Annotated in this window: 11 protein-coding genes; 9 read left to right on the top strand and 2 right to left on the bottom strand. The window is 72.5% G+C overall.

Translation table 11 applies throughout. From position 1 onward, the window contains the following. Window positions 1-5: 5 nt before the first annotated feature. Complete coding sequence (locus RB608_RS22810; protein ID WP_308090367.1) at window positions 6-2,174, top strand: S9 family peptidase; 2,169 nt, start codon at window positions 6-8, stop codon at window positions 2,172-2,174. Between the two features lie 161 nt (window positions 2,175-2,335). Further along, window positions 2,336-3,310, top strand: a complete 975-nt coding sequence (locus tag RB608_RS22805) for a sigma-70 family RNA polymerase sigma factor (protein ID WP_308090366.1) — start codon at window positions 2,336-2,338, stop codon at window positions 3,308-3,310. A 374-nt stretch (window positions 3,311-3,684) separates the two neighbouring features. Here the strand turns inward: RB608_RS22805 and coaE are convergent, their stop codons facing one another. Next, complete coding sequence (gene coaE / locus RB608_RS22800; protein ID WP_308090365.1) at window positions 3,685-4,293, bottom strand: dephospho-CoA kinase; 609 nt, start codon at window positions 4,291-4,293, stop codon at window positions 3,685-3,687. A 22-nt stretch (window positions 4,294-4,315) separates the two neighbouring features. On the opposite strand from coaE, the gene RB608_RS22795 reads away from it, so the two are divergent. Further along, window positions 4,316-5,554 carry an AMP-binding protein gene (locus RB608_RS22795; RefSeq protein WP_308090364.1) on the top strand — a complete coding sequence of 413 codons (1,239 nt, stop codon included), beginning with the start codon at window positions 4,316-4,318 and terminating at the stop codon, window positions 5,552-5,554. Here RB608_RS22795 and RB608_RS22790 read toward each other — a convergent pair. Further along, window positions 5,551-7,041 carry a PucR family transcriptional regulator ligand-binding domain-containing protein gene (locus RB608_RS22790; protein WP_308090363.1) on the bottom strand — a complete coding sequence of 497 codons (1,491 nt, stop codon included), beginning with the start codon at window positions 7,039-7,041 and terminating at the stop codon, window positions 5,551-5,553. The genes RB608_RS22795 and RB608_RS22790 overlap by 4 nt on opposite strands. 128 nt (window positions 7,042-7,169) lie before the next feature. Between RB608_RS22790 and gabT the strand changes: the two genes are divergently transcribed. From gabT to RB608_RS22760, 6 genes are all read left to right on the top strand, one after another. Then, window positions 7,170-8,528 (top strand): 4-aminobutyrate--2-oxoglutarate transaminase, encoded by a 1,359-nt coding sequence (gene gabT, locus RB608_RS22785; protein WP_308090362.1) that lies wholly within the window; start codon window positions 7,170-7,172, stop codon window positions 8,526-8,528. After that, window positions 8,529-9,815, top strand: a complete 1,287-nt coding sequence (locus tag RB608_RS22780) for a Glu/Leu/Phe/Val dehydrogenase (protein WP_308090361.1) — start codon at window positions 8,529-8,531, stop codon at window positions 9,813-9,815. A gap of 25 nt (window positions 9,816-9,840) precedes the next feature. Further along, window positions 9,841-11,226, top strand: coding sequence for an NAD-dependent succinate-semialdehyde dehydrogenase (locus RB608_RS22775; protein WP_308090360.1), 1,386 nt, complete (start codon window positions 9,841-9,843; stop codon window positions 11,224-11,226). 88 nt (window positions 11,227-11,314) lie between these two features. Then, window positions 11,315-12,508, top strand: a complete 1,194-nt coding sequence (gene serA, locus RB608_RS22770; protein WP_308090359.1) for a phosphoglycerate dehydrogenase — start codon at window positions 11,315-11,317, stop codon at window positions 12,506-12,508. 133 nt (window positions 12,509-12,641) lie between these two features. Beyond that, complete coding sequence (locus RB608_RS22765) at window positions 12,642-13,247, top strand: DUF6318 family protein (RefSeq protein WP_308090358.1); 606 nt, start codon at window positions 12,642-12,644, stop codon at window positions 13,245-13,247. A gap of 17 nt (window positions 13,248-13,264) precedes the next feature. After that, window positions 13,265-13,978, top strand: coding sequence for a PKD domain-containing protein (locus RB608_RS22760; protein ID WP_308090357.1), 714 nt, complete (start codon window positions 13,265-13,267; stop codon window positions 13,976-13,978). Window positions 13,979-14,167 lie beyond the last annotated feature (189 nt).

The raw sequence follows: 14,167 nt of genomic DNA, 5'->3' as shown, positions 1-14,167 counted from the left end.
CGGGCATGTCCGTCCCGCCGAGCGCTCCGCGCCACCCCGTCACCACGACGAACCACGGCCACACCCGCACCGACGAGTACGAGTGGCTGCGCGTCAAGGAGGACCCGGCGGTCATCGCGCATCTGGAGGCCGAGAACGCCTACACCCAGGAGCGCACCGCCCACCTCGCCGACCTGCGCGGCCGGATCTACGACGAGATCAAGGCCCGCACCCTGGAGACCGACCTCTCGGTGCCGACCCGGGTCCGCGGGTTCTGGTACTACGGCCGCTCCTTCGAGGGCCGCCAGTACGGCGCGAGCTGCCGCGTCCCCGTCACCGACGCCGACGACTGGACTCCCCCGCAGCCCGCGGCCGACGCCACCCCGGACCAGCCCGCGCTGCCCGGCGAGGAGGTGCTGCTCGACCTCGACGCGCTCGCCGAGGGGCACGAGTTCTTCAGCCTCGGCGGGTCGTCGGTCAGCCCCGACGACCGGCTGCTCGCGTACGCCGTCGACGTGGTCGGCGACGAGCGCTACACCGTCCGCGTCCTCGACCTGGCGACCCGGGAGCTGCACGAGGACGTGCTCACCGACGTCCTCGGCGGCGTGACCTGGGGCGCTGAGTCCGACACTGGCCGGGCCGACCATTTCTACTACACGACCGTCGACGAGGCCTGGCGTCCCGACAAGGTCTGGCGGCACCGCCTCGGCACCGCGCAGGCCGACGACGAGCTGGTCTTCCACGAGCCCGACGGCCGCTACTTCGTCGGCGTCGGCCGCACCCGCAGCCGTCGCTACGTGATGATCGCGGCCAGCTCGAAGACGACCTCCGAGTTCCACGTCCTCGACGCGGCCGACCCGCAGGCCCGGCCGGTCTGCTTCGCCACGCGCACCGATGGCGTGGAGTACTCCCTCGAGCACGCGGTCGTCGGCGGCGAGGACCGGTTCCTGGTGCTGCACAACGCCACCGGCCCGGAGTTCGAGCTGGGCCACGCGCCCGCCGTACCCACGGCGCCGGCCGACTGGAGGCCGCTGCTGCCCCACGACCTCGCGGTCCGGCTGGAGGACGTCGACGCCTTCGCCGGCCACCTGGTCGTCCAGCAGCGCAGCGGCGGCAGCAGTCAGGTGCGGATCCTCGACCTCGGCGACGACCCGGAGAACCCGGTCACGGACGACCGCCTCGTGGAGTTCCCCGGCGAGCTCGCCACGGTGGGCGCCGGCAGCAACCCGGCCTTCGAGCAGCCGATCATCCGGGTGGGCATGACCAGCCTCGCCCGGCCCTCCGCGGTCTACGACCACGACCTGCGCACCGGCGAGCTGGTGCTGCGCAAGCAGGCGCCGGTCCTCGGCGGCTACGACCCCGACGCCTACGAGGAGCACCGGCTCTGGGCGCCCTCGGTCGACGGCGTCGAGGTGCCCATCTCCCTCGTCGTCCGCAAGGGCGTCCGCGGCGAGAGCGGCACCGGCCCGGTGCCGGTGCACCTCTACGGGTACGGCGCCTACGAGGCCTCCATCGACCCCTACTTCGCGGTCGCCCGGCTCTCCCTGCTCGACCGCGGCGGCGCGTTCGCGATCGCCCACGTGCGGGGCGGCGGCGAGATGGGCCGGCACTGGTACGACGACGGGAAGCTGGAGCACAAGCAGCACACGTTCGACGACTTCATCGCGGCGGCCCGGCACCTCGTCGCGACCGGCTGGACGACACCCGAGCGGATCGTCGCCGAGGGCGCGAGTGCCGGCGGCCTGCTCATCGGCGCGGTGGCCAACCAGGCGCCCGAGGCGTTCGGCGGCTTCGTGGCCGGCGTGCCGTTCGTCGACACCCTCACCACGATGCTGGACGCGACGCTCCCCCTGACCGTCCCCGAGTACGACGAGTGGGGCAACCCGAGCGACGACCCGGTCGCCTACGAGCGGATCGCCGGCTACGCGCCGTACGAGAACGTCGCCGACCTGCCGTACCCGCCGATCCTGGCCGAGACGTCGCTCAACGACACCCGGGTGCTCTACGTGGAGCCCGCGAAGTGGGTCGCGCGGCTGCGCGAGCGGGCTCCACGGGCCGACGTGCTGCTGCGCACGGAGATGGCCGCCGGTCACGGTGGCGTCTCGGGCCGCTACCGCGCCTGGGAGGACCGGGCGTTCTCCCTCGCGTGGATCCTGGACCGGCTCGGCCTGGCCGAGGAGGAGCCGGCAAGTTGAGAACTCCCTGAGATTCGCCGCGCGGCGCAACTTCTGGTGGTTGCCGGACGTCAAAGCCGGTGAGAGCAACACCGAAGGTCCTGGGGAATCCCGGGTACCTCCCTGGTGTTGGAACCACAGGTGCGGAGGGCTTCCACCGCACGGGCGAAGGAGGGACCGCGATGGCGACCACGATGACGAGGCCGGCGAGCTCGAAGCGGAACACCGGGCGGGAGATCGAGGGCCGCGACAGCGTCGGGCTGTACCTCGACGAGATCGCTCGGACTCCCCTGCTCGACGCGGCCCGGGAGGTCGAGCTCGCGAAGGCGATCGAGGCCGGCCTGTACGCCGAGCACCTCCTCGCCCAGGGGCGGGTCGGACGCCGCAAGGGCGGCGCCCCCAAGCAGGCCAGCGAGGCGGAGCTCGAGTGGATCGCCGAGGAGGGCCGCAAGGCCGTCACGGAGTTCATCAACGCCAACCTGCGCCTCGTGGTGTCCATCGCCCGCAAGTACGGCCGGGCCCAGATGCCGATGCTCGACCTGATCCAGGAGGGCAACACCGGCCTGATCCGCGCCGTCGAGAAGTTCGACTACGCGAAGGGCTACAAGTTCTCCACGTACGCGACCTGGTGGGTCCGCCAGGCCATCACCCGCGGCATCGCCCAGCAGGCCCGCGTGGTCCGGCTGCCGGTCCACGTGGTCGAGGAGCTCAACCAGGTCGGCGGCGCCCGCCGTACCCTCGAGCGCCAGCTGGGCCGCGACCCGGAGCCGGCCGAGATCGCCGCCGAGCTCGGCCTGGAGGTCGACCGGGTCCTCGACCTGATGGCGTGGGGCCGCGAGCACGTCAGTCTGGACACCCCCGTCGACGAGGACGGTGACACCTCGCTCGGCGACCTGATGGCCCAGGAGACGGCTCCCGGTCCCGATCTGACCGTCCTCGACGTCGAGGCCCGCGACCGCCTCAACGACCTGGTCGACCAGCTCGACCCGCGGGCGGCCGACATCATCCGCTCCCGCTACGGCCTCACCGACGGCCGGCAGCACAAGCTCGCCGACATCGGCGTCAAGCACGGCATCTCGGCGGAGCGAGTCCGCCAGCTCGAGCGGGAGGCGCTGCAGAAGCTGCGCCGGCTCGGCGACCCCGACATGGCTGCCTGAGCGGCCGCCTGGCCGAGCACGAAGGATCCGGGGCCGGCCACGGGCGCCGCACGGCGCCCGTGGCCCTCCAGGACGACCAGCTGGAAGGTCACCAGGCAGGCCAGCACGGCCACGTAGAGCACGACGAAGCACCGATGCCTCGATCCGGCCATGACGACGGTCTCCCTCACCCTGCGGTCGGCGCGCCGGAGCAGCCCGCCGCGCGACGCTCACCCCTGAGGCGATCGCACGACGGGCCACTCGGCATGCCCGCCGGTGGTGACTCCCGATGGCGCGGTGTCGAGTCCGCGCCACCGCCGACGAGCCCTCGGAGTAGACCACGCCGTCCGGGGGCGTGGAGACGATCCGGGCGTCGTTTGTGCCGTGCTTGACAACTATTGGTCGAGAACGGGGCCGGAACGGGCGACGAGCCCGGCGAAGACCTCCGTCACCCGCCGGCGCAGGTCGTCGCGGGACCCCGTGTTCTCGATCAGGTACGTCGCCACGGCGCGCCGCTGCTCGCGGGTCGCCTGGGCGGCGATCCGAGCGCGGGCGTCCTCCTCGGTCCAGCCGCGGTCCCGGACCATCCGCTCGATCTGCAGCTCCTCGGGCGCGTCGACCACGATCACCGCGTCGAACTCCCCCGCCCGGCCCGACTCGACCAGCAGCGGGATGTCGTGGACGACGATCCCGTCGGCGGGCGCGGCGGCCTCCAGCTCGGCGTACCGCTCGAAGACCAGGGGGTGCACGATGCCCTCCAGCACCCGGCGCTGGGCCTCGTCGCCGAAGACGAGGGCGCCCATCCGCGGCCGGTCCAGCTCGCCCTCGGGCGTCAGCATCTCGGGCCCGAAGGCCGCGACCACGGCCGCGAGACCGGGCGTGCCCCTGGCCACGACCTCGCGTGCGATCAGGTCGGCGTCGATCACGACCGCCCCCAGCTCGCGCAGGATCGACGACACGGTGCTCTTCCCCGAGGCGATCCCCCCGGTCAGTCCGACGCGCACACGCGGACCCTACTGTGACCCCGTGGAGAACGAACGGGTCGCCCTGCTCCTCCCGGGCTCCCACGGGTACGTCGACGCGGTGCTCCGGATGCTCACCGCGGGGATCTTCCCCATCCCGCTGGACCCGCGGCTGACGTCCGGCGAGCAGGAGCGGATCCTCGCCGGCCTGGCGCCGTCGGCCGTGGTGCGCACCGAGGAGGAGCTGGCGGCGGTGGTCGCCAACCTCCCGCCGGCCGGGCTGCCCCGGGGCCGGCCGATGCACTGCACGAGCGGGACGACCGGCGTACCGAAGGGGGTCTTCTCGGGGCTGCTGTCCCCGGAGGACGCAGCGGCGCTGGTCGCCGAGGAGCGCGACCTGTGGGATCTCGGCCCCGCGGACGTCAACCTCGTGCTGAGCCCGCTCTACCACTCGGCCCCGCTGCGCTTCGCGCTCGGCACGCTCCTCGCGGGCGGCCGGATCGTGATCCCGGGCCCGTTCGACCCGGCCGCGGTGACGGCGGCGATCGAGGCGGAGCGGCCGACCACGATGTTCTGCGTGCCGACCCACCTGCAGCGCCTGTTCGCGCACTGGGACGAGCACGGCAGGCCCGACCTGTCCTGCTTCCGGCTCGTCGCACATGCCGGGGCGCCCTGCCCGACCGACCTCAAGCACCGCCTCGTCGAGGCGTTCCCGGACGGCTCGACCTGGGAGTTCTACGGTTCGACCGAGGGACAGTTCACCGCGTGCCGCAGCGAGGAGTGGCTGGCCCGGCCCGGCACCGTCGGGCGCGCCCGGCCCGGCCGCACGCTGAGCACCGATCCGGACGGCACGATCTGGTGCACGGTGCCGCCGTTCGCCCGGTTCACGTACTTCGGGGCGCCGGAGAAGACCGCGGCCGCGTGGCGGGAGACGCCCGACGGGCCCGCGTTCACCGTCGGCGATCTCGGCCGCCTGGACGCGGACGGCTACCTCTACCTCGACGGGCGCCGCGAGGACCTGATCATCAGCGGCGGCGTCAACGTCTACCCGACCGAGGTGGAGCAGGTCCTCGGCACCTGTCCCGGCGTCACCGACGTCGCCGTGTACGGCGTCGACGACCCCGACTGGGGCCAGCGGGTCTGCGCGGCCGTCGTGGTCGGCGCCGGCGGTCCCACCGACGCGGACCTCCAAACCTTCGCCCGCGAGCGGCTGGCGCCGCCGAAGCGGCCCAAGGCGTACACCTTCCTCGACGTGCTCCCCCGGACGCTGACCGGAAAGGTCCGGCGGAGCGAGCTCCGCTAGAGCCCGTCGGTCGGCTGGTCCGCGGCCAGCTCCAGCGCGAGCCACGCACCGACCCGGGCGGCCGGGTCGTCGAGGTCGAGGCCGGCCAGCCGCTCGATCTCGGCCAGCCGGTTGCGCACGGTGTTGCGGTGCACCCCGAGGTCGTCGGCGACGGCGCCGCGGGAGCCGTGGTGACGCAGGAAGGCGGCCAGGGTAGCCCGGTGCTCGGCGTCGAGCGGCGCGAGCAGGGTGGCGGCGTACTCCCGGCCGAGCGCCTCGGGCACCAGCGCGAGCGGTCCGGCGTCGGCGACGTCCTCCCAGCGGCGTACCGGGCTGGCGCCGGTCGTGCGGTCGAGGGCGTGCCCGGCGGACTCGGCGCTGCGACGGGCGTCGCTCGCCGCCGTGGCCCGGCCGACGCCGGCGCGCAGGCCGGAGCCGGTGACGACGGCGAGCACGGCCGGGACCCGCGCAGGCGCGACGACGGCGACCAGCTCGGCGTCGACCAGTCCGGCCAGGACGCTCTCACCGGCGAGCTCGTCGTCCAACCGGTCGAGGGCGTCGCGTAAGGCATCCTCGGCGCCACTCATCCGCAGCACCCGCAGCCGGTCGGGCACTGCCCGGCCGCCCTCGGCGGCGGCGAGCAGGACCTCGGCCGAGCGCAGGTCGCCGGCGAGGAGCAGCTCGAGCGCCCGGCTCAGCAACCGCCGCTCGGCGGACCGGCGCTCGGCCCGCCGCTCGACGGCGAGGCTGAGCAGGACGGCGGCGGTGCTGACGGCGGAGCGCTGCGGGTCGCCGAGCGGGCCGGGCACGCGCACCGCGACGTAGAGCTCGGGGCGCCCGGCGATGCCGATCGGTCGGACCACCGTGGTCTCGCCGCCGCGGGCGGTGGTGGACACCGCGCCGAGGCCCTGACCCTTGATCCGGACCACCTCGGCGGTGACCAGGGCGAGGTCCAGGGTCTCCGGGTGGGCGCCGAACGGCCCCTCCTCGGGCTCGCCGTCGCGATGGACCAGGGCCACCGCACCGTCGAGCAGCTGGGCCAGGCGCTCCAGGAGCGGACGCAGGTCGAGGCCGAGCGCGGCCTGGGTCAGCCGACGCTGCAGGTCGAGTGCGAGCCGGGTCGCCGCGGCCTCCTGGTCCTGGAGCAGCTCGGCCGCGGCGCGCGACACCGCGACGAAGTGGGTCTCGCGCGGCACCTCCAGCAGGGTCAGGCCCCGGGCGCGGCAGGCGGCGACCAGCCGGTCGGGCAGCCGGTCGTGGGTCAGGCCCACGCCCACGGCGAGGGCGGCGGCGCCCGCGGTGACCAGCCGGTCGACGTACGGCTCCCACTCGTCGCTCCAGCCGCGCGTGCCCAGCCCCGTGGTGAGCAGCAGCTCCCCGCCCTCGAGGTACGGCGTCGGGTCGGCCAGCTCGCTCGTCGCGACCCAGCGCAGCGACGGGCCCGCGGCATCGTGCACCGGGCGCAGCCCGAGACCGCGCACCGCGACCAGGTCAGCCACCGTCACCATGGTGCGAGTGTTTCACAACAAAGAAGTCCAGATTGTGCATACAGCTCATGGCGGACAGAGCCCCGCGGCCCTACCTTCGGGACAGACGGTCCGGCCACCCCGGGCATCCCTTCCACGGAGGACATCTGATGAGCCAGCAGCCCACCGGCGGCCCCAGCATCACGCAGGAGCGACGCATCGTCACCGCCATCCCCGGCCCGCGCTCGCTGGAGCTCGCCGCGCGCAAGGCCAAGGCCGTCGCCTCGGGCGTCGCGGTCGGCCTGCCGGTCCAGATCGTCGCCGCCGGTGGCGGCATCCTCGTCGACGCCGACGGCAACCAGCTCATCGACCTCGGCTCCGGCATCGCCGTCACCACCGTCGGCAACAGCGCCCCGCGCGTGGTCGAGGCCGTGACCCGTCAGGTCGCCGAGTTCACGCACACCTGCTTCATGGTCACCCCCTACGAGGGCTACGTCGCCGTCGCCGAGAAGCTCAACGAGCTCACCCCCGGCACCCACGAGAAGCGGTCGGCGCTCTTCAACTCCGGTGCCGAGGCGGTCGAGAACGCGGTCAAGATCGCCCGCTCCGCGACCGGCCGGCAGGCGGTCGTCGTCTTCGACCACGCCTACCACGGCCGTACGAACCTCACCATGGCGATGACGGCGAAGAACATGCCGTACAAGAAGGGCTTCGGCCCGTTCGCCTCCGAGGTCTACCGCGCCCCGCTCTCCTACCCCTTCCGCGACGGTGGCCGGGACGGCGCCGAGGCCGCGCGCGAGGCCATCGACGTGATCGAGAAGCAGGTCGGCGCCGAGAGTCTCGCCGCCATCGTGATCGAGCCGATCCAGGGCGAGGGCGGCTTCATCGTTCCCGCGGACGGCTTCCTGCCCGCTCTGGCGACGTGGTGCCGTGACAACGGCGTCGTCTTCGTCGCCGACGAGGTGCAGACCGGCTTCGCCCGCACCGGCGAGCTGTTCGCGTGCGACCACGAGGGCGTCGTCCCCGACCTGATCGTGACCGCCAAGGGCATCGCCGGCGGCCTCCCGCTGGCCGCGGTCACCGGCCGCGCCGAGCTGATGGACGCCGCCCACGCCGGCGGCCTCGGCGGGACGTACGGCGGCAACCCGCTCGCCTGCGCCGCCGCGCTCGCCGTCTTCGAGACCATCGAGGCCGAGGGCCTGGTCGACCGCGCCCGCACGATCGGCAAGACCATGACCGAGCGGCTGGCCGCGCTGCAGGAGAACGACCCGCGCATCGGCGAGGTCCGCGGCCGCGGCGCGATGATCGCCGTCGAGCTGGTCAAGCCCGGGCCCCGGAATTCAACACCGCCCGAGCCCGACGCCGACCTCACCAAGCGGATCGCCGCGGCCGCCAACGCCCGGGGCATGGTCGTGCTGACCTGTGGCACCTACGGCAACGTGCTGCGCTTCCTGCCGCCGCTCTCGATGCCCGACCACCTGCTCGCCGAGGCCCTCGACCTCCTCGTCGAGATCTTCCAGGAGAGCTGAATGACCGCGCTCCAGGAGCCCGTCGCCCTCCACCCAGCCCCGGGGGCGACCGGGCCGCTGAACGACGCCCGCACGCAGCTGCGGGAGGCCACCACGCTGCTCGGGTACGACGAGGGTCTCTACTCGATGCTCGCCACCCCGCGCCGGGAGGTGACCGTGAGCATCCCACTACGCCGCGACGACGGCAGCACCGAGCTTCTCGTCGGGCACCGGGTGCAGCACAACTTCTCGCGCGGGCCGGCCAAGGGCGGCCTGCGCTACTCCCCCGACGTGGACCTCGACGAGGTCCGTGCGCTGGCGATGTGGATGACCTGGAAGTGCGCCCTGCTCGACGTGCCCTACGGCGGCGCGAAGGGCGGCGTCCGGATCGACCCGCGGCACTATTCGCAGGCCGAGCTGGAGCGCGTCACCCGCCGCTACACCAGCGAGATCAGCCCGCTCATCGGACCCGAGCGCGACATCCCGGCTCCCGACATCGGCACCGACGAGAAGACGATGGCCTGGATCATGGACACCTACTCCGTGCAGCAGGGACACACCGTCCTCGGCGTCACCACCGGCAAGCCGATCAGCCTCGGCGGCTCGCGCGGTCGCGCCACCGCCACCTCACGCGGCGTGGTCCACGTCGCCCTGGCGGCGCTGCGCTCGCGCGGCATCGACCCGGCGGGCGCGACCGCGTCGGTGCAGGGCTTCGGCAAGGTCGGCAGGTACGCCGCGCGCTTCCTCGCCGAGGCCGGCACCCGCGTCCTCGCCGTGTCCGACCAGTACGGCGCGGTGTTCGCCTCCGGCGGCCTCGACGTGCCGGCGCTGGAGAAGCACGTCGACGCGACCGGCTCGGTCGTCGGCTTCGCGGACGGCGACGAGGTCCCTGCGGAGGCCGTGCTCGAGGCGGACGTCGACCTGCTCGTCCCCGCTGCCGTCGAGGGCGTGCTCCGCGCCGACAACGCCAGCCGGGTGCGGGCGCGCATCATCGTCGAGGGCGCGAACGGACCCACCACCCCGGAGGCCGACCGGATCCTGCAGGAGGCCGGCCGGCTCGTCGTACCGGACATCCTCGCGAACGCCGGCGGCGTGATCGTGTCCTACTTCGAGTGGGTCCAGGCCAACCAGGCCTACTGGTGGAGCGAGAACGAGGTCGAGGACCGGCTGGCCGAGCGAATGCTCGCCGCGTGGGGCTCCGTCAACGAGGCTGCCGCCCGGCTCGGCATCCCGCTGCGTACGGCAGCGACGGTACTCGCCGTCGAGCGCGTCGCCCAGGCACACCAACTGCGCGGGCTCTACCCGTGACCCCACCCACCGACTGGAGACGACCATGAGTGGCACGACCTTCGAGGTCCACGACCCGGCGACCGGCCTGGTCATCGAGAATGTCGCCGACGGCACCGTCGAGGACGCGACCCGCGCCGTCGACGCGGCCGCCGCCGCCTTCCCTGCCTGGGCCGCGACGCCGACCCGGGCACGTGCGGAGATCCTGCGCCGCTGCTACGACCTGATGATCCGCGACGCGGACCTGCTCACCGGCCTGATCGCGGCCGAGAACGGCAAGTCCGTCACCGACGCCCGGGCCGAGGTGACCTACGCGGCCGAGTTCTTCCGCTGGTTCTCGGAGGAGGCCGTCCGCGGCGAGGGCACGTACGGCGACGCACCGGCCGGCAACGCCAAGACCCTGGTCACCTACGCGCCCGTCGGCGTGGCCGCGTTGATCACGCCGTGGAACTTCCCGGCGGCGATGGCCACCCGCAAGATCGCGCCGGCCCTGGCCGCCGGGTGCACGGTCGTCCTCAAGCCGGCCGCCGAGACGCCGCTGACCGCCCTGGCCGTGGCCCGCATCCTCCTCGAGGCCGGCGTGCCCTCCGGCGTGGTCAACGTGGTGCCCACGACGGCAGCCGCCGCGGTCGTGACGGCCTGGCTCGAGGACCCGCGGGTCCGCAAGGTCAGCTTCACCGGCTCCACCGGCGTCGGCCGCGCCCTGCTGCGCCAGGCCGCCGACCGGGTCCTCAACTCCAGCATGGAGCTCGGCGGCAACGCGCCGTTCGTGATCACCGCCGACGCCGACGTCGACGCGGCGGTCACCGGCGCGATGATCGCGAAGTTCCGCGGCGGCGGCCAGGCCTGTACCGCCGCCAACCGGTTCTACGTGCACGCCGACGTGGCCGACGAGTTCGTCACGAAGCTGTCGGCCGCCGTCTCCGCTCTGAAGGTCGGCCCGTCCGCGGACGAGGCCAACCAGATCGGCCCGGTCATCAGCGAGAAGGCCCTGACCGGCATCACCAAACTGGTCGACGCCGCGGTGGCCGACGGCGCGAAGGTGGCCGTGCAGGGCAGCGTCCCCGCCGAGGGCTGGTTCTTCCCGCCGACCGTCCTGGTCGACGTACCGGTCGGCGCGCCGATCCTGTCGGAGGAGATCTTCGGGCCGGTGGCGCCGATCGTCACCTGGACCGACGAGGCCGAGATGCTGGCCTCGGTCAACGACACCGAGTTCGGCCTGGCCGCCTACGTCTACGCCGGGCGGCTCCAGGACGCGCTGCGGCTCGGCGAGCGGATCGACGCCGGCATGGTCGGCATCAACCGCGGCATCGTCTCGGACCCCGCCGCGCCGTTCGGTGGGGTCAAGCAGAGCGGCATCGGCCGCGAGGGCGCCAACGAGGGCATCCGCGAGTACCAGGAGACGCGCTACTACAGCGTCGACTGGAGCTGAGTCGGTCACGCGATCAGCTCACCCGGGCCCCGTGCTCGCCACCTGGGCCGGACGCGCTCCCACCATCAGCTCCCCGTAAGGTTCTGCCGTGAAGGCTCTGCTGCTCGAGAACATCCATCCGGCCGCCGTCGAGACCCTGGAGGGCCGCGGCTACGAGGTGGAGCTGCGTCCGGGCTCCCTGTCCGAGGACGAGCTGATCGCCGCGCTGCCCGGTGTCCACCTGCTCGGCGTCCGCTCCAACACGAACGTGACGACCCGGGTGCTCGACGAGGCGACCGACCTGGTCGCCGTCGGCTGCTTCTGCATCGGCACCAACCAGGTCGACCTCAAGACGGCCGCCGCGAAGGGCGTCGGCGTCTTCAACGCGCCGTACTCCAACACCCGCAGCGTCGTCGAGCTGGTCATCGCCGAGATCATCGCCCTCGCGCGCCGTCTCCCCGAGAAGACCCAGCGCATGCACGAGGGCGTGTGGGACAAGTCGGCCAAGGGCAGCCACGAGGTGCGCGGGCGGACGCTCGGCATCGTCGGCTACGGCAACATCGGCACCCAGCTCTCGACCGTGGCGGAGGCGCTCGGGTTCAACGTCGTCTTCTACGACACCGCCGACCGGCCCGCCCATGGCACGGCCCGGCGAGTGCGCACCCTCAAGGAGCTGCTGGCGGTCTCCGACGTCGTCAGCCTGCACGTCGACGGACGGGCGGGCAACGCCGGCTTCTTCGGTGCCGCGGAGTTCGCTGCTATGAAGCCGCGGGCGATGCTCATCAACGCCTCGCGCGGCATGGTCGTCGACTACGAGGCGCTGCGCGACCACCTGATCTCCGGCCACATCGCCGGCGCCGCCGTCGACGTCTTCCCGTCCGAGCCGAAGGCACAGGGCGACCCGTTCGACTCGGTGCTGCGCGGCCTCGACAACGTCATCCTGACCCCGCACATCGGCGGGTCGACCCAGGAGGCGCAGGAGGAGATCGGCTGGTTCGTCGCCGAGAAGCTCGCCCGCTTCGCCCTGGAGGGCAGCACCGCGCTCTCCGTCAACCTGCCTGCCGTCCTCCCGCCCGAGCTGCCGGCAGGCCGCCGTCTCGGGCTGCTGCACCGCAACGTGCCGGGCGTCCTCGCCGACCTCAACGCCACCTTCGCGGAGGCCGGTGACAATGTCGTCGACCAGTTGCTCTCGACCAAGGACGGCCTCGGGTACGTCGTCATCGATGCCGCCGCCCCGCTCTCCACGGAGGCGCTGGAGCGGCTGCGCGCCGCCGACTACTGCGTCTGGGCGCGCACCTGGTGATGCGCCCGGTGAGCCGCTGAGCGCTGCCGGCTCCTCCACAGCCCGCCGCTGCCTCGGTGGCGGGCACCGCCCGGATCGGGATAGCGTCGCGAACGCGTCCCCGGTCCGGGCGCTGCACATCTCGGGAGGACCCATGCGCACACACCGCACCGCCGGCGGCCCGCCGGCGCTCGGCCTGTTCGCCGCCGCACTGGTCCTGCTGCTCTCCGCGGCCGCCTGCACCGACGACGATCCGGACCCCCGCGACCCGACGTCGACGTGGAGCCCGACCGGGACCATGGACACGCCGTCGCCGACGGCGACGCCACCGGCGGAGCCGGTGCTTCCGGAGGCGGCCAAGCAGGCGAGCGAGGAAGGCGCCCGGGCGTTCATCACGTACTACTGGGACCTGATCAACTACGCGCAGGTCACCGGCGATGTGAAGGCGCTCAAGGCTGCATCCGCAACGACCTGCAAGGGCTGTCAGGCGGGCATTCGAGGTATCAGAAGACACTATCGGTCAGGCGGATCGATCGCCGGTGGTGTCCATCGAGTCGATCGCACGAGGTTGGCGGAGGTGACTTCAAAGTCAGACATATACGCCTTCCGCAGCGAAACTCGGGTCTCACACGACGCACAGACAATCATCTCGAACGACGGCAATAAAGAGGCCCGAGCCCCCGGGGCCGACGACTGGAACCTCTACGTCCTGTGGGTGGGCGACACACACTGGCGCCTCGACGTCATGGAACTCAATTGAAGGCCCGCGTTCTGACGATGGCCGTCATGCTGTCGTTGGTCAGTCCGTCGGCGCATGCGGATGATGGTGATTCGTCCGGCACCTCAGATGAAACGTTCTGGGTTGAGCAGGTGGACGAGTCTCAGCAGTCCGGTTCGGACCACGGCGCTCCACAACAGGTCGATGACGGAGCGGCCGGGCCGCACATCGTTATCGGTGAGCAGGCTTGCCCCGGAGCTGAAGCTGTAGTTGGCACGCAGTCCGGCGAATCAGACAACGCAATGGTGTGTGGAGCCGATGAGCCCCCAGCTCTCACAGCCGAGGACGTGCGGCGCGCGTTCGCCGAGCTCAAGCTGCCCGCCGGCACCCTGACGATCCAGCCACCCGACGGGCTGACCCTGGTCAACTTCAGGACGAACTTCTACACGACGAGCACCGATCCGATCAGCACGACCGTGACCCTCCTCGGGCAGCCCGTCACCCTGGAGGCCACGCCGGCGACCTTCGTGTGGCATTTCGGCGACGGGGAGTCGAGGAGCACGACCGAGCCGGGGGCGCCGTATCCCGATCTCACGATCACCCACAACTACCTGCGCAAGGGCGAGTACCTGCCCAGCCTGTCGACGACCTACACCGGCCGCTATCGGATCGCGGACGGCGGGTGGCAGGCCATTCCCGGGACCGTCACCATCGACGGGCAGGGGCAATCGCTGCGGGCGATCGAGGCCGAGCCCAAGCTGGTCGGCTACTGATCGATCGAGCGGTCAGGCGGCGTGGTCGAGGACGAAGTTGGTGACCATGATGTCGACGTGAGTGGGTGTGTCGTCACCGCTCGCGGCGGTGATGCGTCTCGTGCCGGTCGGGTCGACCAGGTAGTGGGCCCCGTGGGGATCGCGCCAGATCACGATCCCGGGGAACGGATGTCGGGCCTGCCAACCGGC

This window comes from Nocardioides sp. LHD-245, from assembly GCF_030929495.1.
Classification (GTDB): Bacteria; Actinomycetota; Actinomycetes; order Propionibacteriales; family Nocardioidaceae; genus Nocardioides.
The sequence above is the reverse complement of the archived record's forward strand: the minus strand, read 5'-3'. Positions and strand labels throughout refer to the sequence as shown.